The organism is Streptomyces cacaoi (assembly GCF_006539165.1).
In the GTDB taxonomy this organism is placed as follows: Bacteria; Actinomycetota; Actinomycetes; order Streptomycetales; family Streptomycetaceae; genus Streptomyces; species Streptomyces cacaoi.
The window spans coordinates 46,060-72,421 of the sequence record NZ_BJMM01000008.1 but is presented as its reverse complement, the minus strand read 5'-3'; the positions used below and the strand labels follow the sequence as shown (position 1 = coordinate 72,421).

General features: G+C 72.6%; 23 protein-coding genes. 8 read left to right on the top strand and 15 right to left on the bottom strand.

Translation table 11 applies throughout. The features are described 5' to 3' along the window. Window positions 1-111 precede the first annotated feature (111 nt). The gene (locus SCA03_RS11110; protein ID WP_030881016.1) at window positions 112-1,104 is read right to left on the bottom strand and encodes a glycoside hydrolase family 64 protein; all 993 of its coding nucleotides are present in this window, start codon (window positions 1,102-1,104) and stop codon (window positions 112-114) included. Between the two features lie 493 nt (window positions 1,105-1,597). On the opposite strand from SCA03_RS11110, the gene SCA03_RS11105 reads away from it, so the two are divergent. Both SCA03_RS11105 and SCA03_RS11100 read left to right on the top strand, forming a co-directional pair. Beyond that, window positions 1,598-2,608 carry an aldo/keto reductase gene (locus tag SCA03_RS11105; RefSeq protein WP_141275344.1) on the top strand — a complete coding sequence of 337 codons (1,011 nt, stop codon included), beginning with the start codon at window positions 1,598-1,600 and terminating at the stop codon, window positions 2,606-2,608. A gap of 32 nt (window positions 2,609-2,640) precedes the next feature. After that, window positions 2,641-3,060, top strand: coding sequence for an SRPBCC family protein (locus SCA03_RS11100; protein WP_086816879.1), 420 nt, complete (start codon window positions 2,641-2,643; stop codon window positions 3,058-3,060). A 198-nt stretch (window positions 3,061-3,258) separates the two neighbouring features. Here the strand turns inward: SCA03_RS11100 and SCA03_RS11095 are convergent, their stop codons facing one another. Continuing rightward, window positions 3,259-4,134, bottom strand: coding sequence for a DUF4231 domain-containing protein (locus SCA03_RS11095; protein WP_086816881.1), 876 nt, complete (start codon window positions 4,132-4,134; stop codon window positions 3,259-3,261). 167 nt (window positions 4,135-4,301) lie between these two features. Here SCA03_RS11095 and SCA03_RS11090 point away from each other — a divergent pair, with 167 nt between their 5' ends. After that, window positions 4,302-5,651 carry a hypothetical protein gene (locus SCA03_RS11090; protein ID WP_141275343.1) on the top strand — a complete coding sequence of 450 codons (1,350 nt, stop codon included), beginning with the start codon at window positions 4,302-4,304 and terminating at the stop codon, window positions 5,649-5,651. A 213-nt stretch (window positions 5,652-5,864) separates the two neighbouring features. On the opposite strand, the gene SCA03_RS11085 is transcribed toward SCA03_RS11090, so the two are convergent. The 5 genes from SCA03_RS11085 to SCA03_RS11065 form a co-directional block, all read right to left on the bottom strand. After that, on the bottom strand, window positions 5,865-6,989 hold the full coding sequence (locus tag SCA03_RS11085; RefSeq protein ID WP_030881001.1) for an NAD(P)/FAD-dependent oxidoreductase: 1,125 nt from the start codon (window positions 6,987-6,989) through the stop codon (window positions 5,865-5,867). Between the two features lie 201 nt (window positions 6,990-7,190). Continuing rightward, window positions 7,191-8,669, bottom strand: coding sequence for a peptide MFS transporter (locus SCA03_RS11080; protein ID WP_086816885.1), 1,479 nt, complete (start codon window positions 8,667-8,669; stop codon window positions 7,191-7,193). A 47-nt stretch (window positions 8,670-8,716) separates the two neighbouring features. After that, entirely contained in the window at window positions 8,717-9,340 is a 624-nt protein-coding gene (locus tag SCA03_RS11075) for a helix-turn-helix domain-containing protein (protein WP_030880994.1), read from the bottom strand. A gap of 205 nt (window positions 9,341-9,545) precedes the next feature. Continuing rightward, window positions 9,546-10,340, bottom strand: a complete 795-nt coding sequence (locus SCA03_RS11070) for an SDR family NAD(P)-dependent oxidoreductase (RefSeq protein WP_030888040.1) — start codon at window positions 10,338-10,340, stop codon at window positions 9,546-9,548. A gap of 98 nt (window positions 10,341-10,438) precedes the next feature. Continuing rightward, complete coding sequence (locus tag SCA03_RS11065; protein WP_086816888.1) at window positions 10,439-11,263, bottom strand: aldo/keto reductase; 825 nt, start codon at window positions 11,261-11,263, stop codon at window positions 10,439-10,441. A gap of 325 nt (window positions 11,264-11,588) precedes the next feature. On the opposite strand from SCA03_RS11065, the gene SCA03_RS11060 reads away from it, so the two are divergent. Beyond that, the gene (locus SCA03_RS11060) at window positions 11,589-12,056 is read left to right on the top strand and encodes a MarR family winged helix-turn-helix transcriptional regulator (protein WP_030880986.1); all 468 of its coding nucleotides are present in this window, start codon (window positions 11,589-11,591) and stop codon (window positions 12,054-12,056) included. A 248-nt stretch (window positions 12,057-12,304) separates the two neighbouring features. On the opposite strand, the gene SCA03_RS11055 is transcribed toward SCA03_RS11060, so the two are convergent. Further along, a complete protein-coding gene (locus SCA03_RS11055) occupies window positions 12,305-12,949 on the bottom strand; it encodes a TetR/AcrR family transcriptional regulator C-terminal domain-containing protein (RefSeq protein ID WP_030888043.1) in 645 nt (214 codons plus the stop codon). Window positions 12,950-13,143: 194 nt separating this feature from the next. Between SCA03_RS11055 and SCA03_RS11050 the strand changes: the two genes are divergently transcribed. Next, window positions 13,144-14,802, top strand: coding sequence for an MFS transporter (locus tag SCA03_RS11050; RefSeq protein ID WP_086816890.1), 1,659 nt, complete (start codon window positions 13,144-13,146; stop codon window positions 14,800-14,802). Window positions 14,803-14,853: 51 nt separating this feature from the next. Here the strand turns inward: SCA03_RS11050 and leuA are convergent, their stop codons facing one another. The 3 genes from leuA to SCA03_RS11035 all read right to left on the bottom strand — a co-directional run bounded on the left by leuA (window position 14,854) and on the right by SCA03_RS11035 (window position 18,975). Beyond that, entirely contained in the window at window positions 14,854-16,596 is a 1,743-nt protein-coding gene (leuA, locus tag SCA03_RS11045; protein WP_086816903.1) for a 2-isopropylmalate synthase, read from the bottom strand. 89 nt (window positions 16,597-16,685) lie between these two features. After that, window positions 16,686-17,864, bottom strand: a complete 1,179-nt coding sequence (locus SCA03_RS11040) for a pyridoxal phosphate-dependent aminotransferase (RefSeq protein ID WP_199918924.1) — start codon at window positions 17,862-17,864, stop codon at window positions 16,686-16,688. A 109-nt stretch (window positions 17,865-17,973) separates the two neighbouring features. Beyond that, on the bottom strand, window positions 17,974-18,975 hold the full coding sequence (locus SCA03_RS11035) for a TauD/TfdA family dioxygenase (protein ID WP_086816892.1): 1,002 nt from the start codon (window positions 18,973-18,975) through the stop codon (window positions 17,974-17,976). Between the two features lie 266 nt (window positions 18,976-19,241). Here SCA03_RS11035 and SCA03_RS11030 point away from each other — a divergent pair, with 266 nt between their 5' ends. Continuing rightward, window positions 19,242-20,183, top strand: coding sequence for a LysR family transcriptional regulator (locus SCA03_RS11030; protein WP_086816894.1), 942 nt, complete (start codon window positions 19,242-19,244; stop codon window positions 20,181-20,183). Here the strand turns inward: SCA03_RS11030 and leuD are convergent. Genes leuD through SCA03_RS11015 form a run of 3 tightly spaced genes read right to left on the bottom strand, consistent with a single transcriptional unit; the run spans window position 20,135 to window position 22,744 of the window. Further along, on the bottom strand, window positions 20,135-20,728 hold the full coding sequence (leuD, locus tag SCA03_RS11025) for a 3-isopropylmalate dehydratase small subunit (protein ID WP_030880964.1): 594 nt from the start codon (window positions 20,726-20,728) through the stop codon (window positions 20,135-20,137). The genes SCA03_RS11030 and leuD overlap by 49 nt on opposite strands. A 10-nt stretch (window positions 20,729-20,738) precedes the next feature. Then, window positions 20,739-22,139, bottom strand: coding sequence for a 3-isopropylmalate dehydratase large subunit (leuC, locus tag SCA03_RS11020; protein ID WP_086816896.1), 1,401 nt, complete (start codon window positions 22,137-22,139; stop codon window positions 20,739-20,741). A 23-nt stretch (window positions 22,140-22,162) separates the two neighbouring features. Continuing rightward, window positions 22,163-22,744, bottom strand: a complete 582-nt coding sequence (locus tag SCA03_RS11015; RefSeq protein WP_199812900.1) for a cysteine hydrolase family protein — start codon at window positions 22,742-22,744, stop codon at window positions 22,163-22,165. Window positions 22,745-23,051: 307 nt separating this feature from the next. On the opposite strand from SCA03_RS11015, the gene SCA03_RS11010 reads away from it, so the two are divergent. After that, the gene (locus SCA03_RS11010; protein WP_158102331.1) at window positions 23,052-25,028 is read left to right on the top strand and encodes an FAD/NAD(P)-binding protein; all 1,977 of its coding nucleotides are present in this window, start codon (window positions 23,052-23,054) and stop codon (window positions 25,026-25,028) included. Next, on the top strand, window positions 25,025-25,435 hold the full coding sequence (locus SCA03_RS11005) for a cupin domain-containing protein (protein ID WP_051856511.1): 411 nt from the start codon (window positions 25,025-25,027) through the stop codon (window positions 25,433-25,435). Before SCA03_RS11010 ends, SCA03_RS11005 begins: the two co-directional genes overlap by 4 nt. Before the next feature lie 124 nt (window positions 25,436-25,559). Here the strand turns inward: SCA03_RS11005 and SCA03_RS11000 are convergent, their stop codons facing one another. Continuing rightward, window positions 25,560-26,360 (bottom strand): ArsR/SmtB family transcription factor, encoded by an 801-nt coding sequence (locus tag SCA03_RS11000; protein WP_030888067.1) that lies wholly within the window; start codon window positions 26,358-26,360, stop codon window positions 25,560-25,562. Window positions 26,361-26,362: the final 2 nt, after the last annotated feature.

Here is a 26,362-nt window from a genome sequence, read left to right as displayed (position 1 = left end):
GGGCCCCCGGACAGCCGGGGGCCCGCCGCTTTCCTCGCCGGACCGGATCCGTACGGTGCCGGCGGCCCGTGGGCCGTCGGCCGCCGCCCGGCGACCGGTCCGGCTGTCGCCTCAGTAGCCGACGGCGACGACCAGGTACTCCGGGTTGTCGGAGGTGACGAGCGTGTCCTGGCCCTCCGCGTCGTCGTACGGGAAGCCGTAGGAACGGTTGTCGATGGAGTGGTCGTGCCAGAACTTGGCGTAGTAGTTCGCCGGTGCCGACTTGTAGAAGTTGGCCGGGTCGGCCTGCTGGTCCTCCGGCAGCTCGGCGACGTGCCGGTTGAGCCCGGCGCAGCCGGCCGGGTCCTCGCTCAGCGGCCCGGAGCAGGCGAAGATCTCCTGCGTGGAGGCGCCGACGCCGACGGACTGCGCGTAGTCGTTGAAGTAGTTCTCGTACTTGCCGCCGGGCGCGAAGTCCGCACCGCTGCGCGGCGCTTCGATCTTCTTGTCGCCGTCGACCAGGCCCTGGAACTCCTCGGGCACCTCGCCGGAGAACTGCTTGAAGGTGTCCTCGCGCGACTGCTTGAACAGCTCGTAGTCCTCGCCGACCTCCTGGTTCTGGCCGTCCTCGGAGTGCAGCCGCATCGCCAGCGGCAGGACGTAGCCGTCGACGCGGGTGAGGTTGCCGTAGAAGACGCCGTCCTTGATCGTGAACTCGACGAAGTCGGTGTACTCGCTGTCGGGGGAGCCGACATGGATGTCGATCCGGCCCGCCTCGACGGCCGGCAGATCGATGTACGGCTGTTCGGCGATGGAGTGCGTCTCACCGTTGAAGGACCAGAAGACCTTGTCGTCGGGGAACTGCCCGTTGGTCTGGTTGGCGATCTTGACGGTGAGCTCGTTGTTGGCCGGCGGGATGTTGTCCACATCGCCCCAGAAGTCCTCCGGCGGCTTGTCACCGGCGGGCTGGACGGCCTTCGTGCCGGCGCTGCCGGAGTCCGCGGCCGGCGCGGCGTTCGAGGGGCCCGTGAACGCGCACATGGCGGTCACGACGAGGGCGAGGGACGAGAGCACATGGATCGGGGCGGCACCACGGCGCCGCCGCCGGGAGTGTGCGGAGGTCAATTCTCCTCCTCAACTGCGTGGGGGGTCGCACCCGCACGCGGGCGCACCCGGGGGCGCGGCAGCGTACGGGCGCGCTGGACAACCCTCGGAAACACCGGCAACTCGCCGCCGCACCGAGGAAGTTGAGAGCGCTCTCGGAAGGGTGGTTGCCGTTGCATGAACTTGTCAACGGTGGAAGCGGACCGCCGTGCGATACCTCCCGATTTGCGTTCGACTCCCGACAGAACACGCTTCACCCCGCACACGCCGGGAACCCGGAAGCCGGGATCGGGCCGACCGCTCGGGGAACGGACATCGCCCCGTGGCAGCGGCCCCGGTGTCCCCTCGTTTGCGTTACCCCGCGCGTGCAAGTATTGTCAAAGCAAGTAAGAAGCGTCTGCATAGAAAACAGGGCGCGCGTACCACCGGTGGGGCACCCCGTCCGCCCCGAGGCCGGCTCCCCGACGAGCCGCCGCACCGACGGGCCCCACCCCGACCCCGCAAAGGCGTCACCATGTCGCTCCAGACCATCCTCCCCGGCCGTCTCGGCTTCGGGACCGCCCCGCTCGGCAACATGTTCCGCGCGATCCCCGACGAAGACGCCCGCGCCACCGTCGAAGCGGCCTGGGACCAGGGCATCCGCTACTACGACACCGCGCCCTTCTACGGCGCCGGCCTCGCCGAGGAGCGCCTGGGCCAGGTGCTCTCCGGCAAGCCCCGCGACTCCTATGTGCTCTCCAGCAAGGTCGGCCGGGTCATCCTCGACGAGCACGAGACCGAGACCCCGGACTTCGGCGAGAAGGGCGGCCTGTTCGAGCACGGCAACCCGAACAAGGTCCTGCACGAGTGGACCGCCGACGCCACCGAGCGCTCCATCGAGGGCAGCCTGCGGCGCCTGGGCGTCGACCGGCTGGACATCGTCTGGGTGCACGACATCGCCCAGGACTTCCACGGCGACGCCTGGATCCAGAAGTTCGAGGAGGCCCGCACCGGCGCCTTCCGCGTCCTGTCCCGGCTGCGGGACGAGGGCGTCATCAAGGCGTGGGGCCTGGGCGTCAACAAGACCGAGCCCATCGAGCTGACCCTCGCGCTGGACGAACCGCAGCCCGACGGCTTCCTGCTGGCCGGCCGCTACACCCTGCTCGACCACGCGCACGCGCTCCAGCGCCTGCTGCCCCTGGCCCAGGAGCAGGGCGTGGACATGGTCGTCGGCGGCCCCTACAGCTCCGGCGTCCTGGCCGGCGGCACCAACTTCGAGTACCAGCAGGCCCCGCCGGAGATCGTCGAGCGGGTGCGGAAGCTGACGGAACTGACCGACAAGCACGGCATCAGCATCAAGGCCGCCGCCCTCCAGTTCTCCCTCGCCCACCCGGCGTCCGCCGCCGTCATCCCCGGCGCCACCCGGCCCAGCCGTATCGCCGAGGACACCGCCGCCCTCGCCGAGAACGTCCCGACCGCGTTCTGGTCCGACCTGCGCGCCGGCGGCCTGGTCAGCCCCGCAGCGCCCCTCCCCCAGGGCGCCTGACCCCACACCCCGCAGCACCAGGAGAAGCACACATGGCTTCCACCTCCGTCAGCCGCACCGTCCCCGCACCGCCCCGGAAGGTGTGGGACCTCATCGGCGGCTTCGACACCCTGCCCGACTGGCTCCCCTACATCCCTGAGAGCACCCCGCTCGAAGGCGGCCGCGTCCGCCGGCTGACCAACGCCGACGGCGAGACCATCGTCGAACGGCTCGTCGACTTCAACGAGGCCGAACGCCACTACAGTTACGTCATCGTCCAGGCCCCGTTCCCGGTCGACGGCTATGTCTCCACCCTCCGGGTCCACGCCGTGCCCGGCCGGGACGACCTCGCCGAGGTCCAGTGGTCCGGCCGCTTCCACCCCGTCGACGCCACCGAGGACGAGGTCGTCGAGCTGTTCACCGGCATCTACCGCGAGGGCCTCGACGCCCTCCACGCCACGCTGTCGGCCTGACGCCGCAGCCGGCCGGGGCCGCGCCGGACCGCGAAGTCCCGCGCGGCGCCCATCCGTTGGCCCGGTGCCCGCCCGTCGTGTCCCCGCGGCGGGCCGGGCACCGGGTATCAGCGTGCCGCGGGGACGGACTCCTGGCCGGCGGCCCGCTTCAGGCGGAACCCGGCGCCGGGAGAGGCAGGCAGCGGCCGGCGCATCGCTCTACTCGCTGAGCCACTTCGCCCTCCACTCCTCGTTCTCCGCGGAGATGACCCGTTCGCACCGGTCGACGAAGGCGTCGTCGGCGGGAGCGGCCTCCGCGGCACGACGGGCCGTCAGGCTCTCCAACTCCTCCGCGGTGCGGGAGAACTGGACCTCCTGGTAGGCATAGCGGGAGGCCGCCGCGTGCGCGGTGGCCGCGGCGGCCACGGTGGTGACGGTCGCGACCCACGCGGTGGCCCAGTCGGCCCCGAAGGTCCCGGACACGGCCCCCAGCACCGCGGCGACAGCTGCCAAGACCAGCTCCACACAGCGCACTTGGGCGCTCCGTCGACGCATGTACGCGGCCCGGGGCCGGTAGTAGCCCTCCACCTGGGGGGTGACCCGCAGCTCCAGGTAGGACCCGGCGTCGGTGACAGCGGGCAGCACGCGCCGGCGCGGGACGAGGGCAACGGTGTGGCCGGCGAGATCGGCTGCGTCCGCGAGGGCCCGCTCGGCACGGTCGAGAAGAACGTGGGAGGCGTCCGCGCCCCGATAGGGGCCGACGCGGGCGAGGTATCTGTAGACCTCGCTCTTGAGCTGTTCACTGAGCGCACGCAACCGGGTCCAGTCATCGACCTGTTGGGGGCCCGCCCCCCTGGTGGCCACCGGTACGAGCCCCGCCGCGACGGCCGCCAGGAACGCCAGGCTCTTCCCCGCCACGTCGCTCCAGGCCATGACCTGAGCTGCGGCAGTACCGGCACACGCTCCCGTCACCCCCAGCACGAGGGCGACCGTCCTGGCCCGTGTGATCGCGCGCTTGGCGTGACCGGCCGCCTGGGACCAGACGCTCTGACGGTCCCACACCCACTGCGCGGTCGAATTGCTGCAACCCCCCACAGGCGCATCCTCTCAGCACTACCGTGAGGAGAACAGCGGGCACGGACTCGATCCGAAGGGGCACGATGCCGGAACCCAGCGTCAGCGACGGCACAGCACGGCCCCGACCGAGCCGACCACCGCGCCGGGCCGCCGACATCCGGCAATCCCCCTGGCAGGGTCGCCGGTTGAGCACCTCGGGCTGGGTGGCGTTGACGCTGGGGAGCGGCTGCCTGGGATTCTCCGGCATGGCCGGCCCGGCCGGTACGTCCTGGGGCCTGCTGGCGGCCGGACTGGCCCTCGTGGTGGCCGGGGTGTGGGCGGTACTGCGTGGGCGACAGCATCTGACGCCCGTCCTGACCAGCCTTCACAACCTGCCGGCGGACGAGAGGGTCGTGTTGTTCCTCCGGGCGTTCCAGGACGACGACGGCTACTCCCGGGTGGCCGCGCTGCGCTGGTTCCGCCTGCTGTTCACCTCCATGCTGCCGACCCCCGCCCATCTGCGCACCGAGGAGGACCAGGTCTGCCGGGCCTTCGCACCCTTCGGGCGCATGGTCGCGCTCGGGCGTACGACCGACCGGCTGCCGCGGCTCGGCGCCGAGCGGCACTACGCCTCCGACGGGACCTGGAAGGGCGAGGTGCTCGCCGCCCTCGACCGCAGCACGCTCGTCGTACTGGCCACCGGGGCGGGAGGGGGCCTGGCCTGGGAGGTCGAGCAGCTGGTGGCACGCGACGACCCCACCCGCCTGGTCCTGCTCGTCAGCCGCGACCGGCAGCAGTACGCACGGTTCCGCGCGTCGTTGGGGCCCCACTTCCCCAAGGGGCTGCCGGATTACCCGCGCAGGCGGTTGCGGCACCGTCTCCTGCGGGGGCGTTACGTCCGCGCCGCGATCTGGTTCGACAGCAGGTGGACGCCCCACTGGGAGATGCTGGACGGCAGGTTCCCCCTGGCCGGACTCGCGCGGCGCACGCAGCGAGCGCTGCCGCGCGCCCTGCGGAAGGTCTACCGGCGGGCCGGAGTCCCGTCACGGGTCGCACCCACGACGCGACGCCCGGGGGCGGTGAAACTGAGCACGCTGCTGATCTCCGCTTTCTGGCTGTTGCCGCTCGCCGTGGTCCTCCTCGCCATGCAGGTCGTCGTCCTTCTCGTCAACTTCGTCATCGAGACCGTGTTCCGTCAGTCGCACGGCTCGCCGGGTCTCGACGACCAGTCGCGTGTCACGTCGAGCGATTTCGGGTTCGACGTCTGGGAGTTCCTGTGGGGCAGCTGGCCGCTGTGGTCGCTGTGGCTGGCCGTGGTGGCCTTGTGCGCGTACCGGATGTGGCGCGGTGGGCCGTTCGTCATCATGATGGCGCGCATCCAAGGCGTCTTCTTCCCCGTCTTCCTGCTGGCGTCCCTGCTGTCGTGGTCTCCCACCGTCGGCATGCTGGTGCTCGCCACCTCGGTTCTGCTGGGCCTGACCTTCCTGGGAATGCCCGCCGCCACCGTGTTGCTCCTCCGTCGCGACGTGCGGGAGTGGGTCGACTCGCGCCTGTAGGACGGGGCCACAGGGATACCCGTCCCCGCAGCGCCCCGCCGCCCGCGTCCGGCCATCCGTGCGGGCGCGGGCGGCGCACGCGGGGGCGCCGAGCCTCAACGGCGGGGCAGCGGCACGGAGTTGCACGGCCCGCAGCCGGGCGTGCGACGGGCCGGGGCCTCGGCGGCGGAGCCGTGCGGCCGGGCCGGGGCGGCCCGGTGTCCGGCCGGGTGCTCAGCGCAGCGGGTCGTACGGGGTCAGGTCGATGCCGGGGTCGGTGCCGCGGGCCAGTCGGGCGGCGACCGAGCCCGCGTACGGGCCCATCGTCAGCCCGGAGGCGCCCAGGCCGTTGGCCACGATCAGCCCGGCGACCGGGGGGACGGCGCCGAGCAGCGGGCGGATGTCCGGGCCCATCGGCCGGAAGCCGATCCGGGTCTCCGCATGGGTGGCACCGGACAGCCCCGGCGCCACCGACAGGGCCTCGTCGAGCACCTCGGCCAGTCCGGCGGCCGTGACCCGGTGGTCGAAGCCGGTGTCGTCCTCACGTGTCGCGCCGACGACGACGCGCGAGTCGTCGAAGGCCAGCAGGTAGTGCCGGGAACGCGGCAGCACGACCGGCCACGCGGCGGTCTCCACGCCCGGCAGCCGCAGATGGACGATCTGGCCGCGCTGCGGCACGACCCGCACCCGGACGCCGAGCGGTTCGAGCAGCCGCGGCGACCAGGCACCGGCCGCGACGATCACGGCGTCGGCGGCGTGGAACCCGCCGTCCACCCGCACGCCCCGCACCGCCGTCTCCGCGCCGCCGTCCGACCCGGCGGCGTCCGTGACGAGTTCGGCGCTGCCCTCGACGACTTCGGCTCCGCGCCGGGCTGCTGCGCGGAGCATGGCGTCGCGCAGCGAGCGGCCGTCCAGGCGTGCCGCGCCGGGGATGTGGATCGCCGGGCCGTCGTGCCGCAGGGGCGGGAAGAGTGCGCGGGCGCGGTCGGCGTCGACCAGCTCGACCTTCCCGGCCAGCGGGGAGTGCGCGGCGCGTTCGGTCACGCGCGCGAACGCCTCCTCGGCCTCGTCGTCGGAGACCAGCCGCAGCGATCCGACCCGCCGGTAGCCGAAGTCGGTCTCCCCGTCGGCGGCCAGGGCGTCCACCAGGCCCGGGTAGTGCTCGGCTCCGGCGACGGCGAACCGGTACCAGTCCGGGTCGTCCACCCGGGACGACCACGGGCAGATGATCCCCGCGCCGGCCGAGGTCGCGCGCCCCTCGGCCGACGAGTCCACCAGCAGCACCTCGGCTCCGGCCCGGACGAGTTCGTATCCGGCCGCCGCACCGACGATGCCGCCACCGATGACCGCTACGCGCATGCTCTGCTCCCTCTCTGTCGCTTCCGGCCGGTACGCACCGTGCTCCGCCCGGTCCTTGCAGTTCCTGTGGTGCTTGTGGCCCGTCCGACTCCTGCTGCTCTTCGGGCCCTCGGGCTTCTCCGGGTGCTTCGGGTCCTTCCGGACGGTGCGCACCGCGCACTCTTCGGGACGGCCCTCACCCCGCGTCCCTCCGACGGGCGTTCACCGCACGCCGCCCATGCGCCGCTGCACCCAGGGGGTGAGCAGGTGCATGACACCTCCGACCGCCATGACCGCGGCGCCGACCCCGGCGAAGTAGCCGATCTCCGTCTCCGCCCGGTAGAGCTGGACCAGTTGGGCGTTGATGCCTCCGGCCGCGGCCGAGGCCAGGAACCACAGGCTCATCATCTGGGCGAGGAAGGCCCGCGGTGCGAGCTTCGTGGTGGCCGAGAGGCCGACCGGCGACAGGCACATCGAGCCGCAGATCACCACGAAGTAGCTGGCGACGAGCCACCACGGGCTGGCGGGCACGTCCACGCCGTTCAGCAGCCCGGGCCCGGCCATCAGGACGAACGAGGCCCCGCCGAGCAGCAGCCCGGTGGCGAACTTGCGCGGTGTGGTGGGCTGCCGGTCCCCCATCCTGATCCACAGCCAGGCGAAGACCGGGGCCAGGACGAGCGTCGCGATCGGGTTCAGCGACTGGAACCATGAGGCGGGCACGGCGAATCCGAGGATGTCGAGATCGGTGCGGGTGTCGGCGAACTGCGCGAGCACGGAACTCGTCTGCTCGTTGACCACCCAGTAGCAGACCGCGCCGATGAACAGCGGTATGTAGGCGATCAGCCGGGACCGCTCGACGGCGTCGGTGCGCGGGCTGCGCAGCATGGTGACCAGATACACCGCGGGCAGCAGCACCGCGCACACCGTCACCGCGTTGATCAGCACGTCGACGGAGAGCGAACCGGTGGCCGCGCACACCACGACGGCCGCCGCCACCAGGGCCCCGCCGACGCACGCGCGCCGCACCACCTGGGGCCGCTCGCCGTCCCGGAGCGGGTTCGTCGGCTCCTCGCCCGCCCGGCCCAGCCGGGAGCGCCCGCGGGCGTAGCCGACGAGGCCGGCGGCCATGCCGACCGCCGCGAGCGCGAAGCCGAGGTGGTAGTCGACCTGTTGGCCGACCGTGCCCACCAGATAGGGGGCGAGGAAGGCGCCCAGGTTGATCCCCATGTAGAAGAGGGAGAAGCCGGCGTCGCGGCGGCGGTCGTCCGCCGAGTACAACTCCCCCACCAGGCTGGACACGTTGGGCTTCAGCAGCCCGGTGCCGCACACGATCAGCAGCATGGACACCAGCAGCGCGGGAAGCCCGCCGGGCACCGCGAGCGCCAGATGCCCGCACATGATCAGCAGGCCGCCGAGCATGACCGCGCGCCGCATACCGAGCAGCCGGTCGGCCAGCCAGCCGCCGAGGACGCCGGACATGAACACCAGCGACCCGTATATCGACACCAGCGCGGACGCGGTCGGTTTGCTCAGGCCGAGCCCGCCGGCGGAGGTGTGGTCGTAGAGGTAGTACAGCAGGATCGCGGACATCCCGTAGTAGGAGAACCGCTCCCACAGTTCCAGGGAGAACAGCGTGACCAGGCTGCGGGGTTGGCCGAAGAAACTCCGCTCGCTCCGGGGTGCCTTCGTCAGTTCACTCATGGCCGCCTCTCGGTGAGTGGCGTGCACCGGCAGGGGGGAAAGCGCGGTCAGTGGGCCGTCTCGTCGGGCCGCCGCAGCAGCGGGCGGTCGACCGTCCAGAGCACCTCCGCGATGTCGGTGCCGCGGTTGTGGATGGCGTGCGGGGTCCGGGACTTGAAGTGGATCGAGTCGCCCGCCGCGAGCACCACGGCCTCGTCCGGCAGCAGGAACGTCAGCTCGCCGCGCAGCACGTAGCAGAACTCCTCGCCGTCGTGCCGGGTGACCGGTGAGGGTTCGGGGGTCGGGCGCACCGTGGTGGCCAGCGTCTCGATGCGCTGGTCGGGAAGGTCGGCGGTGAGCACCCGGTGCTCGCGCTCGCCCATCACGACGCGTGTGGCGCGGGGATCGTCCCGCCGCGCGACCGCGTAGGCGTGCCGGCCCCGGCGGCCGGCCGCGCCCAGCAGTTCGGCCGCGTCCACGTCGAGCGCGGAGGCCAGCGCGAACAGCGAGGTCAGCGAGATCGCGTTGAGGCCGCGTTCCGCCAGGGACAGGAAGCCCGGGGAGAGTCCGCAGCGCTCGGCCAGGTCGCGCAGTGTCATCCCGCGCTCCGTGCGCAGCCGCTTGATCGCGGCGCCCACGAGTCGGGTCGGACCGTCCCCGGCCTCTTCGGCCGGCTGTGCGCTGTCAGCCACGGCTCCCGCCCCTTCCGTCGGAGGACGATTTAGCCAGGCTGAACAGAGGCCGTCAATACTTAACGCAGGATGGCCACTTACCCGGACCCGGCCGACGCCCGCTCCCCGGTGGAAGACCGCGGGCCGCACACAACGGCCTGTGGCCGGACCGCCGCGGGGGACGGTCCGGCCACAGGCTCGGAGGGGGCGGGCGCCGGGCGGCGCGTCAGGGCAGCAGCGAGTCGACGTAGCCGCCGTCCACCCGCAGGGCCCCGCCGGTCGTGGCGGAGGCGAGGGGCGAGGCGAGGTAGACGACCATGTTGGCGATCTCCTCGGGCTCGATGAGGCGCTGCAACAGCGACTGCGGGCGGTACTTGACCATGAACTCGTGCTGCGCCTCGTCCCAGGGCAGCTCGTCGCCGACGAGTTCGCGGACGAACCCCTCGACGCCGCCGGTGTGGGTCGGCCCGGCGATGACGGAGTTGACGGTGACGCCGGTGCCGGCGGCGTCCTTGGCGAAGCCGCGGCCGACGGCGAGCAGCGAGGTCTTGGTCATCCCGTAGTGGATCATCTCGGCCGGGATGACCACGGCGGAGTCGCTGGCCAGATCGATGACGCGGCCCCAGCCACGCTCCTTCATACCGGGCAGGTAGGCGCGGATGAGCCGGACGGCGGACAGGACGTTGACCTCGAAGTAGCGGCGCCACTCGGCGTCGTCGATCTCCAGCGGAGGGGCGGAGCCGAAGATGCCGAGATTGTTGACGAGGATGTCGGGCCCGGGCACGGCCTCCACCACGGCGGCGGCGCCCTCTTCGGTCGCCAGGTCGCCCACGGCACCGGTGACGTCGTCGCTGCCGGAGGCGGCACGCACGTCCCGCACGGCGGCCGCGACGCGCTCCTCCCCGCGGCCGTTGACGACGACGCGGGCGCCCGCGCGGGCGAGCCCGACGGCGATGGCGTGGCCGATCCCCTGGGTGGAGCCGGTGACCAGGGCGGTGCGGCCGGAGAGATCGATCTGCATGGGAAGTCCTCTCACGAGGTCGGGGACGGAGTGCGGACTGCGGTCACCGGTGCCGCCGGCGCCCGTTCGTCTCGCCGGGAACGGGCGCCGGGAACCCGTCAGTTGAAGGTGTCGGGGTCCGGGCCGGTGCGCAGCCCACGGTCGAGCCCGGCGACGGCGTCCATCTCGGCGTCGCTCAGCTCGAAGCCGAAGACGTCGAGGTTCTGCCGGATGCGCGCGGGGGTGACGGACTTCGGGATGACGATGTTGCCGAGCTGAAGGTGCCAGCGCAGCACGGCCTGGGCCGGCGTCACCCCGTGCGCCTCGGCGATCCGGACGACCGCCTCGTCCTCCAGGACCGCGCCCTGGGCCAGCGGGCTCCACGCCTCGGTGGCGATGCCGTGCTCGGCGTGGAAGGCGCGCAGCTCCTTCTGCTGGAGCCCGGGGTGCAGTTCGATCTGGTTGACCGCCGGGACGATGCCGGTCTCGTCGATGAGCCGCCGCAGGTGCGGCACCTGGAAGTTGGAGACGCCGATGGCGCGGGTGCGGCCGCCGGCCAGGATCTCCTCCAGCGCCCGGTAGGTCTCCACGTACAGGTCGCGGGCCGGGAGGGGCCAGTGGATGAGGTAGAGGTCGACGTGGTCGAGGCCGAGCTTGTCCAAGGAGGCGTCGAACGCGGCCACTGCCCGGTCGTGGCCGTGGTCGTCGTTCCACAGCTTGGTCGTGAGGAACAGTTCCTCGCGCGGGACGCCGGAGTCGGCGACGGCCCTGCCGACACCGCGCTCGTTGCCGTACGCCGCGGCGGTGTCGATGCTGCGGTAGCCGGCCTCCAGCGCGGCGGCGACCGCGGCGGTCGTCTCGTCGTCGGGAACCTGGAAGACGCCGAAGCCGAGCTGCGGCATGGCCGAGCCGTTGTTGAGCGTCACATTCGGCACGGAGGTCATGGGGGGCCTTTCTTCGGTGATGCCTTGAGGGGGAGCAGGGGCCCGGGTGGCCGGGGCCGGGGAGCCCGGTGCCGGACTCCCACGGTCGCGGACGGGCCCCTCCGTGCAGGGCCGGGCCACGCCGACCGGGCTCGCGGTGCGCGCGGTCGGCCGGGTCCTCGGGTGCCCTGTGATGCACGGAAGGGAAGGAGGCGCGAGCGTCCTACTTGCGAGGACAATAATTGCACACGCCGACTAATTGCAAACGCGGGTATGCTGGGTGCCGTGGTACGGAGGCGGATCCACCGCGACCGCCTCCGCGCACACCCGAGCAAAGGAGCTGTCCATGACCGCCACCGACCCGGCGATGACCGCCCTGGCCCACAGCTGGTCGGCGCTCTCGCTGCTGCACGGCCGTATCGAGAGCAGAGTCGAGCGCGCCCTCCAGAGCCGCCACCGGCTGAGCGCACGCGAGTACTCCCTGCTCGACGTGCTGAGCCGCCAGCACGACGGCGAAGGCGGACATCTCCAGATGCGGCAGGTCGCCGACTCGGTCGTGCTCAGCCAGAGCGCCACCACCCGGCTGGTGACCCGGCTGGAGGACCGCGGGCTGCTCTCGCGCTACCTGTGCCCCACCGACCGCCGCGGCATCTACACCGATGTCACGGACGACGGCCTGCGCCTCCTGGAGGAGGCCCGCCCCACCCACAACACCGCCCTGCGCGAGGCCCTCGACCAGGCAGCGGCCGAACCCGCGCTCGCCCCCCTCGTGCAGGCCGTGCAGCAGTTGCAGGACAGCACCCGGCCGGCCTGACCCGGGGCCCGTCACCCATGGGGCCGTCACCCACGCGCACCGGCCGCGGTGGCAACGACCGGGCGCCGCCTGCCCGTTCACCCCGCCCCGGGCGGCCGGTGCCGACCGGACGGCCCACCCCCGCATCCCGCCGGATCGGCAACGCCCCGGCACACCCCGTCACGCGCCGTAGTGGACCGTAGCGGGCCGTCGCGCCGGGGGCGGCACCGTTCGGCACCGCGGTGCCGTTCGGGCGCCGCGATCCCCCTTCAGTGTTCGGGCGCCGGTGTGGTGGCGGCGGAGCGGAGGAGTTGGGCGATGCCGAAGCGGAAGCGCTCCTCGAAGTCGACGGACAGGAAGTCCTCCAGGGTCGAGCCCAGTCCGGGGAAGCGCTCCGTGTCGAGGTCCTCGCGCAGGCTGTCGCGCTCACCGCTGGGCGGGGCCTGCTCCTCCTGGACGAGGCCGACGGTGAAGTAGAAGAGGTTCCAGGCCGTCCAGGCTGCCGTCCTGCGGGTGGGGCAGCCGCGCAGCAGCGCGGTCAGCAGGCGGTCGGTGAAGGCGAGGGTGCGCGGTTCGGCGGGGAAGGTTCCGGTGACGAGCAGGGCGCCGTCCCGGTGCGCCAGCATCACCCGGCGCAGCCGTGCGAGCAGTTCGGCCGCCTGCTCGTCCCACTGCTCCGGCAGGCCGTCCAGCTCGACCTTGCCGAGGAGGGCGTCCGACATCGCGTCCAGGAGCCGGTCCTTGGTGCGGATGTGCCACATGACGGTGTTCATGCTGACGCCGAGCTCGGTCGCGATGGCCCGGGTGGAGAGCTTGGCGACGCCTCCCCGGTCGAGCACGGCGAACGCCGCGTCCACCACCTGCTCCGGTGTGATCCCGACCTTGGCACGGCCGGCGGCTTGCTTCTTGGTCACTGAACAAGTATACCTGGGACAGCTTCTTGGTCACTGATAGAGAAGCGGGCCGTGGACAGCGGCCCCGTCACCGCGTGCGCACGCACGCTTCCACGGACCCGGACCGCGCAGGCGCCCCGTCGGCGCGCGCCGCACGCCGGGCCGGGACACCACCGAGCAGACCACCCGGTCCGGCCGAGGAAGGGAGCTTCCCCATGGGAGAGACAACGGAGACCCGCGCCACGACGGGCACCGGGACGGCCACGAGAACCGGCACGGAGACCGGAGCAGGCACGCAGGCCGGAGCGGCACCGGCGGCGGACGCGCAGCGAAGCGGTGGCCCGCCCGTCCGGCCCGTTCGGGCGCTGTTCGCCCTGACGCTGGCGGTGTCGGCGGTCCTGCTGGGCAGCACCATCCTCAATGTGGCGCTGCCGACGATGCAGGCCCGCCTCGGCGCGAGCAACGCCGAGCAGCAGTGGTTCCTCAACGCCTACACCCTCACCTTCGCCGGCTTCCTGCTCGTGGCGGGGAACGCGGGCGACCGATTCGGCCTCAAGCGTCTGCTGCTGTGGGGATCGGGGGCGTTCGCCGCGACGACCGCCGTGGCCGGGTTCCTCGACTCCCCCGCCGCGATCATCGCCCTGCGCGCCCTCATGGGCGTGGCCGCTGCCGCGATCATGCCGACCACCCTCGCGGTGATCCTTCGCATCTTCCCGGCCGGGAAGCGCGCGCGGGCCATCGCCTCCTGGGCGGCCGCCTCCGGCCTGTCGATCTCGCTCGGCCCGCTGCTCGGCGGCGCGCTGCTGAGCGCCGGCATGTGGTGGGGCTCCGTACTCGAACTCGTCGCCCTGCTCGCGCTGTTGGGGCTGGCCGCGACCTGGGCGTGGATCCCCGCCGTACCGGCGAGCGGCCACGGGGAGCTGCGTATGACGCCCGTGGCGGCCTCCCTGGCGGGCATCGGCCTGCTCGTGTTCGGCGTGGTGCACGCCACCGACGACGGCTGGGCCTACCTCGGCACCTGGCTGCCCGCCGTGGCCGGGATCGCCGTGCTGACCGGACTCGTCCTGACCGAGACCCGGCACCGCGAACCGCTCCTGGACGTGGGCCTGTTCCGGCACGCCTCGTTCACCGTCGCCGCGGTCGCGCTGACCCTCGGCTCGCTCGCCGTCTTCGGCTATCTGTACTTCACGACGTTCTATCTGCAAACCCTGCGCGGCTACTCGCCGTTGCAGACCGGGCTCGCGCTCATTCCCCTGTCGGCGGGGCTGGTGATCGGCGCACCGCTGTCGCAGCGGGCCACGGAACGGTTCGGCGCACGCGCGACGATCGCGGCCGGCACCGCCCTGATGACCGTCGCGTTCGCGGGCGCCACCGCGCTGGGCGCCCGTACCGGCATCGGCTGGTTCGTCGCGGACGCCTTCGCCCTGCAACTCGGCTTCGCGCTCGTCCTCGCGCCGGGCACCACGCTGGCCTCGTCGTCGGTGCCCGCCGAACGCGCCGGGGCCGGCTCGGCACTGCTGAACACGCTGCGCCAGCTCGGCAGCGCACTCGGGGTCGCGATCCTCGGCTCGGTGCTGTGGTCCCGGTACTCCGGCATCGTGCACGAGCGGCTCGCCGGCTCCCCGGCCGGACTGCGCGCGCGGGCGGCCGAGTCGCTCTCCTCCGCGCTGGCCACCGGCGACCCCGCCGCGGCCCGGGCCGCCACCCCGGCCTTCCTGGGCGCCCTGCACACCACCTCGCTCGTCGCCGCCGGGGTGTGTGCCCTCGCCCTGCTGGTGACCGTGTGCGCGCGGATCCCCCGCGGCACCGGAACCGTCGCCGCCGCGGGCGGCAGGCGGGCCCGGCACCGGGCCGGCGCGCAACGCGGTGCGTGACAACCGCGCGGCGTGCGGCGGGTGTACGACCGCGGCCGTACACCCGCTCGCTCAGCTCCCCGGCAGGCGGGGCCCGGGCCCCTCGTACGCCCCGGGCCCGTCCGGCCGTCCGCCGTGCCGGTTCACCGCCGAGAGCACCGCGTCGGCCAGCGCCCCGGCCGGGTCGGCCGCGATACCGACGCCCCAGCGCGCCACGCCCTCGACCTGGCACGCGGCGTAGACGCAGACCCGCTGACCGGCGCCCGTGCCGAGGAGCTGGCTCACCGTCTCCCGCACCGACACCCGCCGCAGGGGCGCCAGGGCGCGGGTGAGGGCCTCGGAGAGGTCGGTACCCGTACCGGTGAGCGCCGTGGGTGCGCCCTCGGGCCCGGCGGTCAGAGTGACGTGGCAGGTGCCGTCGTCGGCGGTCTCGATGCGGTGCTCCCTGACCGGTGTCCGGCCCGGCGAGGTGTCCTGCCCGGTGAGGTAGACGGCGGAGAACAGCTCCCAGATGCTCTCCGCCGTGACCTCGCCGCCGTGCGCCTCCGTGTGCTCCTGGACGATCCGGGAGAACTCGATCTGGAGCCGGCGGGGCAGGTCGAGCTGGTGGCAGGTCTTGAGCAGATAGGCCACACCGCCCTTCCCCGACTGGGAGTTGACGCGGACCACCGCTTCGTAGGAACGCCCGACGTCCTGGGGGTCGATCGGCAGATACGGGACGTTCCACGGGAGGTCGGAGACGGGCCGTCCCAGGGCGGCGGCCCGCTCGTCGAGCGCGGCGAACCCCTTGTTGATCGCGTCCTGGTGCGACCCGGAGAACGAGGTGTACACCAGGTCTCCCGCGTACGGGTGCCGGGCGGGGACCTCCATCCGTGTGCAGTGCTCCGCCGTGCGCCGGATGTCGTCGATCGAGGAGAAGTCGATCAGCGGGTCCACGCCCTGGCTGAAGAGGTTCATGCCGAGGGTGACGAGGTCGACGTTGCCGGTGCGTTCGCCCTGGCCGAAGAGGCAGCCCTCGATCCGGTCAGCGCCCGCCGGCACGGCGAGTTCGGCCGCCGCGACGGCGGTGCCGCGGTCGTTGTGCGGATGCGCGGAGAGGCACACGTGGGCTCGGCGCGACAGATGGCGGGACATCCACTCGAAGCGGTCCGCGTACGTGGACGGGGTCGAACGCTCGACGGTGGCCGGCAGATTGAGGATGATCTCCCGTCCCTCGTCCGGCTGCCAGATGTCCATCACCGCCTCGCAGACCTCCAGCGCGAAGTCCAGCTCGGTCTCGGTGAAGATCTCCGGGCTGTACTGGAAGCCGAACACCGTGTCGTCGCCGAGGAGTTTGTCGGCGTAGCGCATCACCAGGTCGGTGCCCTCGGTCGCGATCCGCCGTGTGGCCTCCCTGTCGTTGCGGAAGACGATCTCGCGGAAGAGCGGGGCGGTCGCGTTGTACAGGTGCACGGTGGCCCGGTCCGCGCCCACCAGGCTCTCCACGGTCCGCTCGATCAGCTCCTCGCGTGCCTGCGTCAGCACCGAGACCGTCACGTCGTCCGGGATCGCGTCCTGTTCGATGAGCGCGCGCACGAAGTCGAAGTCGGCCTGGCCGGAGGCGGGGAAGCCGATCTCGATCTCCTTGTAGCCCAGCCGGACGAGCAGGTCGAACATGGTCCGTTTGCGGTCGGGCGGCATGGGGTCGATCAGGGCCTGGTTGCCGTCGCGCAGATCGGTCGACAGCCAGCGCGGAGCCGCGGTGATGCGCTTCGACGGCCAGGTGCGGTCGGGCAGGTCCACGGCCTCGTACGGGCGGTACCGGTGCACGGGCATACCGGAGGGGCGCTGCCGGACGCAGGCCGCGGTGAGCGGTGTCGGGCGGCTCTCCCGCCGCACCACGGCCGGGTCGGCGGCGGGGGCCGTCACAGCCGCTCCATGGCGCTGTGGATCCGGTCGACGGCCTCGCGGAGGGTCTGCTCGTCCGTGGCGAACGCCAGCCGGATGTGACGCTCGCCGCCGGGCCCGAAGGCGGAGCCGGGGGTGACGGCCACCTTCGCCTCGCGCAGCAGCCAGGAGGTGAACGCGGTGGGGTCGGCGCAGCCGGTGCCGCCGATGTCGCAGAAGACGTAGAGGGCGGCGTCCGGGCTCGGGCAGACGAGGCCGGGGATGCCGGAGAGGCCCTTCACCAGGAGGTCGCGCCGGAACTCGTACGCCGCGCGCATCTCCTCGACGGGCTCCTGGGGGCCGCGCAGGGCGCCGAGCCCGCCGCGCTGCACGAAGGAGCCCGCACAACCCACCGTGTGCTGCTGGACCTTCAGCATCTGCGCCGAGACGTCCTCGGGCGCCGCCGCGTAGCCGAGGCGCCAGCCGGTCATGGCGTAGCCCTTGGAGAAGCCGTTGACGGTGACGGTGCGGTCTGCCATGCCGGGCAGCGCCGCGATGCTGAGGTGCTCGCCGCGGAAGCGGACCTTCTCGTAGATCTCGTCCGTGATGACGAAGAGGTCGTGGTCCCGGGCGACACCGGCGACCGCTTCGGCCTCGTCGGCGGTGAGGACGTTGCCCGTCGGGTTGTTCGGGTTGTTGATCAGCAGGGCGCGGGTGCGCGGGGTGAGGCGCTGCTCCAGCAGCTGCCGGGTGAGGCGGAAGCCGTTGTCCGCGCTCAGCGGCGCGAGGACGGGCTCGGCTCCGGCGAGCCGGGCCATGGCGGGGTAGCTCACCCAGCTCGGCGTGGGAACGAGCAGTTCGTCGCCCGGGCCGAGCAGCGTCATGACGGAGAGGAACAGGGCGTGCTTGGCGGACGGGGTGACGACGACCTGCCGGGCCGGGTCCACGGCCAGGCCGTTGTCGCGGAGCAGCTTGTCGCCGACGGCGGTCAGCAGCTCGGGCAGGCCGCGGCTGGGCGTGTAGTGGGTGAAGCCGCCGGACAGCGCCTCGATCCCCTCGGCGGTGATGTGGCCGGGGGTGTCGAAGTCGGGCTCACCGCCGTTGAGGTCGAGGATCGACTCGCCCTGGGCACGCAGTTCCGCAGCCAGATCGAGGATCGCGTAGGTGGGGGATTTCTCGATCCCTGCGAAGCGGGAGGCCACGCGAGAGACGGGCACAGTGGTTCTCCTGTCGGTAGCGCACGGGGTGAGGGGCGCGCCGCCCGCCGGGGGGTGAGGCGCGGACGGCGCAGGACCGGGAGCGCCGGCGGAGCCGGGCGGTCCGGTGTCAGTCGGCCACGCGGCCCCGTACGCCGTCGATCCACGCGTCCGCGTAGGAGTCGGCGGTGGCGGCGTCGCGGAAGGCGTAGGTCTTCAGCAGCCAGCGCGACTTGGCCTGCACCGGGTCGTGGATCTCGATCTTCTCCCGGCTGTGCATACCGTCCTGGTTGGCCAGCACGAACAGATCGCCGGTGAGGATGCGGTGGCGCTGCTTGTCGGCCTTGGCCAGCGCGTCCTTGACGGCGATGAGCGCGTCGCGGGCCTCGACGGGAGCGTCGGGGGCGAGCGTGGTCGCCGTGTCCATGTAGCGGAAGCTGTGGTCGTTGTAGAGGATCGCGTGCTTCTCGGACTCGGTCAGGTCAGCGTTGAACTCCCGGGAGAAGACGTCGAAGACCGTGACGAAGTGCGGCTGCCGCAGCGTCTTCTGCGTGTCCGCGTCGAGGTGTTCCAGCAGGGCCGTGCCGTCGACGTAGCCGGTGTAGATGACGTCGTCGGGGCAGCGCATACCGAGCAGCGCGATGTAGTCGGCGCGTACCGGGTGGGCGGTGCGGTCGTTGTGGAAGTACAGCTCGCTGTCGCTGTAGCCGGTGAACATCCCGTCGAAGCGGTTGTAGGCGACGACATCGGTGAAGAAGTCGCCCCGGTTGCGTGCGTAGGTGAGCAGCGGCGTCCCGACGAGCTGGTTGAACAGCTCCAGCAGGGCCTCAGCGACGAACGTCGTCTTCTTCCGGTGCTTGTCGCTGACCGGGTCGTCGTGGTCGAGGACCGGCACCTCGGCGTCGATGGGCACGTTCCGCAGGACGTGCGCCTGCGAGACGCCGGCGCGGCGCTCGTCCCTGACGCGGGCGCACATCTCGGTGAAGAAGCCGGGAACACGGCCCTGGTCGATCAGATCGGTGATCGCCCCGGAAAAGGCCGGGTAGTCCTCGTACGGATGCTTTCCGACGGAGTCGAGGAGGTCGTACAGCTCGTCGTGTTCCGACGTGTCCAGTGCGTGGATGGGTCGCATCGCTCGCTTCCTACTCCTGATCGACAGTCACCACGCGGATATACGGAACAGCGACCGCGTGGGAATTCGGGAAGGAATATCCGACGGGCGCTGCGACGGTGTCAACGGACCTCATCAAAAGGTGGAGGCGCCCATCAGAAAGGTGGAGGAATTCCGCGGGTCCTTCCTTCGTTCTGTGGGTTCCCCGAGAAGATTCCGGGCCGCCGTGATTACCCTGACCGGCGACTCATGAGCGTCCTGCATGATGAATTCCTCTTGAGGAGACCATGAAACTTTCACAGTGTTCCGCATTCGTCGCGGTGGCCGAGACGGAGAGCTTCACCCGGGCCGGACTGCGGCTCGGCATCAGTCAGTCGGCGGTGAGTCACGCGGTGGCGGCGTTGGAGAAGGAGCTGGGGGTGGCGCTGCTGCGCCGCGAACGCGGCGGTGTCGTGCTCACCCCCGAGGGCGGCAGGGCGCTCAAGCACGCCCGGGCCGTGACCCGGCACGCCGAACTGGTGGCCCTGCGGGCGCGCGACGCGCGGGCCGACGACGGTCCGCTGCGGGTGGCGACGGTGCCCACCTTCGCCGCGCAGCTGCTGCCCCGGCTGATGGCCGAACTCGCCGCCACCGGCCGGGGATCCGACCTCACCGTCCGGGAGGCCGACGACAAGCAGATATGCCGCTGGCTGCAAGCGGGCGTCGTGGACGTGGGCATCACCTACTCCGCACCGCCCGGAATGATCACCGCGCCCCTGGTGCGCGAGACGCTGTACGCCCTCGTCTCCCGGGACCATCCGCTGGCCGACGCCCGGGTCGTGCCGTACGAACAGGTCGCGCGGCTACCGCTGATCGTCCCCGCCTGGGATCCGGAGGCGGCGGTGCTGCGCGCCCTGCGCGAGGCCGAGGGCGGCCCGCTGTTCTCCCATCACATCCGGGACACGAACACCGTGCTGTGCATGGTCGGCGAGGGCCTCGGGGCGACGATCCTGCCGGACACCGTCCTGCCGGCGACGCTGCCCGGGCTGCGCGTCCTGCGGCTGGCGCCCGGCCGCTCGCGTCAGCTGTCCCTCAGCACCCGGGCGGCGGAGGGCGGCGAGGGCAGGGGGCGGGCGTTCGCGGCCGCCGCCCGGGAGATCGCCGGACGGCGTCTGCGCGAACTGCGTGATTCCGCCGCTTCTCAGACCGATGTCGTCGTGGGCATGGCCGACCGCCGGGTGCTCTCGTAGGCGGCGATGGCCTCCTCGTGCCGCAGGGTGTCGCCGATGAGGTCGAGGCCCGACAGCAGCCGTCGCCGGGCCCCCTCCTCGATCCGGAAGGAGGCGCCGACGTCCCCGCAGTCGAGGCGCGAGCGCGTCAGATCGACGGTGATCCGACGGGCCGGCTCGGCGGTGACCACATCCCACAGCCGTTCGACCGTCGCCTCGGGCAGCGTGACCGGGAGCAGCCCGTTCATCAGCGCGTTGCCGTGGAAGATGTCGCCGAAGCGCGGCGCCACCACCGCGCGGAATCCGTAGTTCAGCAGGGCCCACACCGCGTACTCGCGGGAGGAGCCGGTGCCGAAGTCCCGGCCGGCGATCAGCACGCTGGCGCCCCGGTACCGGGGCTGGTTGAGCACGAACCCGGGGTCGGTGCGCCAGTCGGCGAACAGCGCGTCGGCATGGCCGGTGCGCTCGGAGTGGTTGAGGAACCGCACCGGGATGATCTGGTCGGTGTCGACGTCGCTGCGCCGCAGCGGTACCGCGGTTCCGTGGTGGACGGTGAACTTCTCCAAGGCGGCTTCCTCACAGGTCGTCGGGGGCGGCCAGCCGCCCGGAGACGGCGGTGGCGGCGGCGACCGCCGGCGAGACGATGTGGGTGCGCGACCCGCGTCCCTGCCGCCCTTCGAAGTTGCGGTTGTTGGTGGAGGCGACCCGCTCCCCCGGGCGCAGCCGGTCCTCGTTGAGGGCCGCGCACATCGAACAGCCGGCGCCCGCCCGGAAGTCGGCGCCCGCGCGGTCGAACACCTCGGCCAGCCCCTCCGCCACCGCCTGCCTGCGCACGGCGGCCGACCCGGGCACGATCATCATCCGCACCCCCGCGGCCACCCTGCGGTCGTCCAGGACCTCGGCGACGGCGCGCAGATCCTCGATCCGGCCGTTGGTGCAGGACCCGACGAACACGGCGTCCACCGGCACGTCCCGCATCGCCGTGCCGGGAGCCAGCGCCATGTACTCCAGCGCGCGCCGGGCCGCCGCGCGCTCCGACGCGGTGGCGAACCCGTCCGGATCGGGGACGGCGCCGTCCAGCGGCACGCTCTGGGCGGGATTGGTGCCCCAGGAGGCGAACGGCCGGACGGCGGCGCCGTCGAGGACGACCTCCCTGTCGAACACCGCGTCCGGGTCGCCGGCCAGCGCCCGCCACCGCGCGGCCTCGGCTTCCCAGGCGGCGCCCCGCGGCATTCCGGGGCGTCCGGCGAGGTACTCCAGCGTCGTGGCGTCCGGGGCGATCATCCCGGCGCGCGAACCCGCCTCCACCGTCATGTTGCACAGCGTCATCCGGCCCTCCATCGACAGGGCGTCGACAGCGGTGCCGCGGTACTCCACGATGTGGCCCTGGCCGCCCGCCGTACCGATCTCCGCGATGAGGGCGAGGACCAGGTCCTTGGCCGTCACACCGGGCCGCAGGACGCCGTCGACGGTGACGGCCATGTCGCGGGGGCGCCTCATCGCCAGGGTCTGGGTGGCCAGTACGTGTTCGACCTGGCTGGTTCCGATGCCGAGGGCGAGCGCGCCGAAGGCGCCCTGCGTGGTGGTGTGCGAGTCGCAGCACACGACCGTCATACCGGGGCGGGTCAGACCGAGTTCGGGGCCGATGACGTGCACGATGCCCTGCTGCGCGTCCCCGATGCGCAGCAGCGGAATGCCGAACTCGGCGCAGTTGGCGCGCATCAGCTCGGACTGGCGGCGGGCCACCGGGTCCTGGATGGGCTTGTCGACGGCGACGGTCGGGATGTTGTGGTCCTCGGTGCCCAGCGTGAGGTCGGGCCGCCGCACCGCCCGCCCCGCGGCCCGCAGGCCGTCGAACGCCTGCGGGGTGTTGACCTCGTGCAGCAGGTGCAGATCGATGTAGAGCAGGTCCTCGCCGCCGTCTCCGCGGCGGACGACGTGTGCGTTCCATACCTTCTCGGCCAGGGTCGAGCCCATGGGCGCTCCTCGTGCGGTGGCGGTCAGCGGGACAGCGCCTGGTCGACGCTGGTCACGGTGGCGGTACGGGCCAGCAGGTCGACGGCGGCCCGGTGGAGCGCCGGGTCCGCGGCGGCGACCGCGTCCTCCAGTACCTCCACGCGGTAGTCGCGGTCGTGCGCCTCGCGGGCTGCCGACAGCACCACGAGGTCGGTGGACACCCCGCACAGCAGCAGCCGGTCCACCCCCTGGGCCCGCAGCAGCACGTCCAGCGCGGTGCCGTGGAAGGGGCTCAGCCGGTGCTTGGCGATCAGCACCTCGCCGGGGTGCGGGCGCACCGTCTCGTGCTGCTCCGTTCCCCAGGTGCCCAGTTGCAGACGCTTCTCGTCGCGGCAGGGCGCGAACACGGGCGAGTGCGCGGGCCATTCCGGATAGCCGGCGGAGAAACCGACGGTCACATGGACGAGCGGAATGTTCCGCTCCCGGGCGAGGCCGGCCGCGGCGGCGGCCCGTTCCAGTACGCCGCGTGCGGCGACCTGTTCCGCGTAGCCCTCCTTGGCATAGCTGCCGTCGGGATGGACGACGTCGTTGATGAGATCCATGAGGATGACTGCGGGGCGTCCCACGATGTGTCTCCACTGTCACTGGGGGCGATTCTCGGTATTCGCCGCTGCGGCGCAGCAATCGAGTGCGCCGCAACAATAGCCGTCCGACCACGGCCCCACCATTTCCATGAAGGCCGCTCATGCCGTCATGAAGGTATTTGTTTGGCCTGCCCGTCGGAATCCGGCTAGCCTGCATTCCGCGAAAGAAATTCGCCTCCCCCCTTCGAGGGCGTATCCAGAATCCCTCGGAGCCTGCCGGGGCCCTTGTATTCAAAAGACCCGGGGGCCCGGGCAGCATCTCGGACGAAAAGCCGAAAGGTCCCACGTGGTGGAAGACTCACATCGCATCGTCATCGTCGGAAGCGGCCCACGAGGGGTGGGGGTACTGGAGCGGCTGGCCGCCCGGCTGGCCGACGGCACATCCCGGAGGACGACCGTCTTCCTGGTGGATGCCGTGGAGGTCGGTTGCGGCCGGATCTGGCGTTCCGACCAGCCCGACTGGTTCCTGATGAACACCGTCTGCGGCGAGGTCACCATGTTCTCCGGCCCGCCCGACGACGGGCCCGACCGCCCCGGCGCCGGCCCCTCGCTGGCCCAGTGGTGGCAGCGCCGGGACCCCGACAACGCCGGGCCCAACGCCTACGCCCCACGCGCCCTGCACGGGCAGTACATGCGCCATGTCGTGGACACCGCGGAGGCGCACCTGCCGCCGTCGGCCACGCTGCACCGCATCACGGCCGCCGTCGAGGACCTCGTCCCCAGCCCCGTGGGATACACCCTGCGGCTGTCCGACGGCACCTGGCTGCGGGCGGACCGGGTCGTCCTCACCACGGGGCATCCGACGCCGGCGCTCACCGGCGTCCACGGCGAGCTGGCCGCATTCGCCGCCGAGCGCCCGCACTTGCGCTACATACGCGGCGACTCCCCCGCCGACATGCCGCTGGAGCGGATACCGGCCACCTCGACCGTCGGGATCGTGGGCATCGGCCTGTCCTTCTACGACATCATGTACGCGCTCACCGTCGGGCGCGGCGGCGAGTTCACCGAGGGCCCGGACGGTGAGGTCCGCTACCGGCCGAGCGGTGACGAGCCCCGGATGGCCGTCGGCTCCCGCAGCGGGGTGCCGCTGCCCGCCCGGGGCCGCAACCAGAAGACGGCGGCGTACAAGGCCGGCAGCACCCTGTTCACGCCCGCCACCGTCCGCGCGCACAGCCCCGCCGGCCCCCTGGACTTCACCCGCGACGTGCTGCCCTGGCTGCTGGCCGAGATCCAACTCACCTACTTCAGCGCGGTGTTGCGCGCCGAGGCCCCCGGGCGGGTGGACGCCTTCCGGGCCGAGGTGGTCGCCCGGTCGCGGCAGGGCGTACCGGACGTGCCCGCCCTCGCGAAGGAGCACGGCGTGCGCGACACCTCGGCGGCGCCGGACCTGTGGCAGCTCAGCCGCCCCTTCGCCCGGCGGACGTTCGCCGGGGTGGCGGACTTCGACCGGGCGCTGGTCGAGGCGATGCGGCGCGACCTCGAACACGCCGAACGCGGCAACGTGGACGACGCCCTGAAGACCTCGCTGGACGTGCTGCGCGACACCCGCTGGGTCATCCGCGAGCTGATGGACTTCGCCGGGTTCCACCCGCGGGCCCACCGCGCGTTCCTGGCCGACTTCGCGCCGCGCCACTCCTTCCTCGCGGCCGGGCCACCGCGGATCCGGGTGCGCTACGCCATGGCCCTCATCGAGGCCGGCCTGCTGCGCGTCGTCGGGCCCGGCACCCGCTTCACCGCGGACGCCGAGGCGGACACCTTCGTCCTCAGCTCCGACGCCGTCCCCGGGTCGGCCGTCCCCGCGGACGTCCTGATCGACGCGCGCATCCCCGACCCGGACGTGACGCGGGACCCCTCGCCGCTCACGGTCAATCTGCTGCGCCGGGGCGTGTGGACGGAGTTCGTCAACGGCGAGGGCGACGACGCCTTCCCGACGGGCGGGGTGGCCGTCACCCGCGCACCCTTCCACCCCCTGACGGCCGACGGCCGCCCGGAGACCGGGCTGACCGTGCTGGGCCTGCCGACCGAGCACACCCGCTGGTTCACGCTCGTCGGCAGCGGCCGGCCGGGCCCGTGGAACGAGTTCATCCGCGACGCCGACGCCGTCGCCGCGGCGGCCCTCGAAACGGCCCCGCGCACCGGCGCCGACACCACGCCAACAGCGCCCGCGGCAGCCACAGCGCCCGCGGCACCCCCTGTCGACCCCGCGCTCCCGGCCGCCGGGGAAGAGACCGCTCCCGCACCGGAACCGGAAGGAGTCCCGGTATGAGTGACACGCTCACCGCCCGGCCCGGAGTCCCCCAGCAGCGCGCCGTCACGGTGCTCCGGGGCCTGCTCACCGCCGAGGGACGCGAAGCCCTCGACTGGCACGGCTGGGACGAACCCGGCCGGGCCGGGGTGCAGATACGCCCGCTGTACACCACCCGGCCGCCGCACGCCGCGACCGCGTTCCTGGTGCGCTTCGGCCCGGGCGCGCACGGGGATCTGCACGAACACCTCGGCCACGAGCTGATGTTCGTCCTCGACGGCGAGCTGATCAACGACAACGGCGACCGCTACACCGCGGGCGACCTGATCGTCGAGGAACCGGGCAGCGTGCACCGGGTGCGCACCGAGACCGGCGTCACCGTGCTCGGCGTCCGCGAGGGGCCCACGGTGCCGCGGGAGGCCGGCTGACCGGCGCGGCCCGCCGCGGCCCCACCCCGGAGCCCGCCCGGCGCCCCATCGGACGGGCTCGGCCGGGCGGGCTCGGTCGGGCGGTCTCCCTGGTGGGCTCGGTCGGACGGCCTCCCGGGCGGGCTCAGTCGGCGGTCTCGATCGCGAACGCGTCCCGCACGCCGGCCTCCCCGGCGTCGGTGAGGTGGACCACGCGCGGTGAGATGCCGTACCGCAGCCAGTCCAGGTCGAAGAAGCGGGCGGCCACCGCGGCGCCCAGCGCGCCGGCGAGATGGTGGCTGCGCTCGCTCCAGTCGACGCAGTAGCGCACCACGGGCCGCCGCCCCCGGGCCAGTTCGTCCACGTCGATGCCGAATCCGGCGAACCGCTCGGTCCCCCGCTCCGTCAGGTGGTACGTCACCTCCCTGCCGTAGGACGCCGGCTGGTCCGCGCGGGCCGGCCGGGCGCCGGGCGGCGCGGTGTTCTCCTGCCGAGCCAGCAGACCCCGGTCGAGGAAGGACCCCATCAGGGCCACGCCCAGGGAGCCCGCGAGGTGGTCGTAACAGGTGCGCGACCGCCGCAGCGCGTTGTGCCTGCTGTGGGCGCGCAGCGTCGTCACCGGGGTGGGATCGGGCGGTGCGATGACGGCCAGGGCCTCCAGCGCGGCCGCGACATCGGGGCTCGCCAGCCGGAAGTAGCGGTGTCTGCCCGCGTGTTCGGCCCGCACCAGCCCCGCTTCGGCCAGCTGTGTGAGGTGCACGCTCGCCGTCGGCACGCTCACGCCGGCCTCGGCGGCCAGCACCGTGACCGACAGCGGGCGGCCGTCCGAGAGCGCCTTGAGCATCCGGGCCCGGGAGGCGCTGGCCAGCAGGCGAGCGGCAGCCGCCAGCTCCGGCTCCGTCCTGTCCACGGGCCGGCCCTCGCTCCGGTCTGAGGCTTCGTCCATGT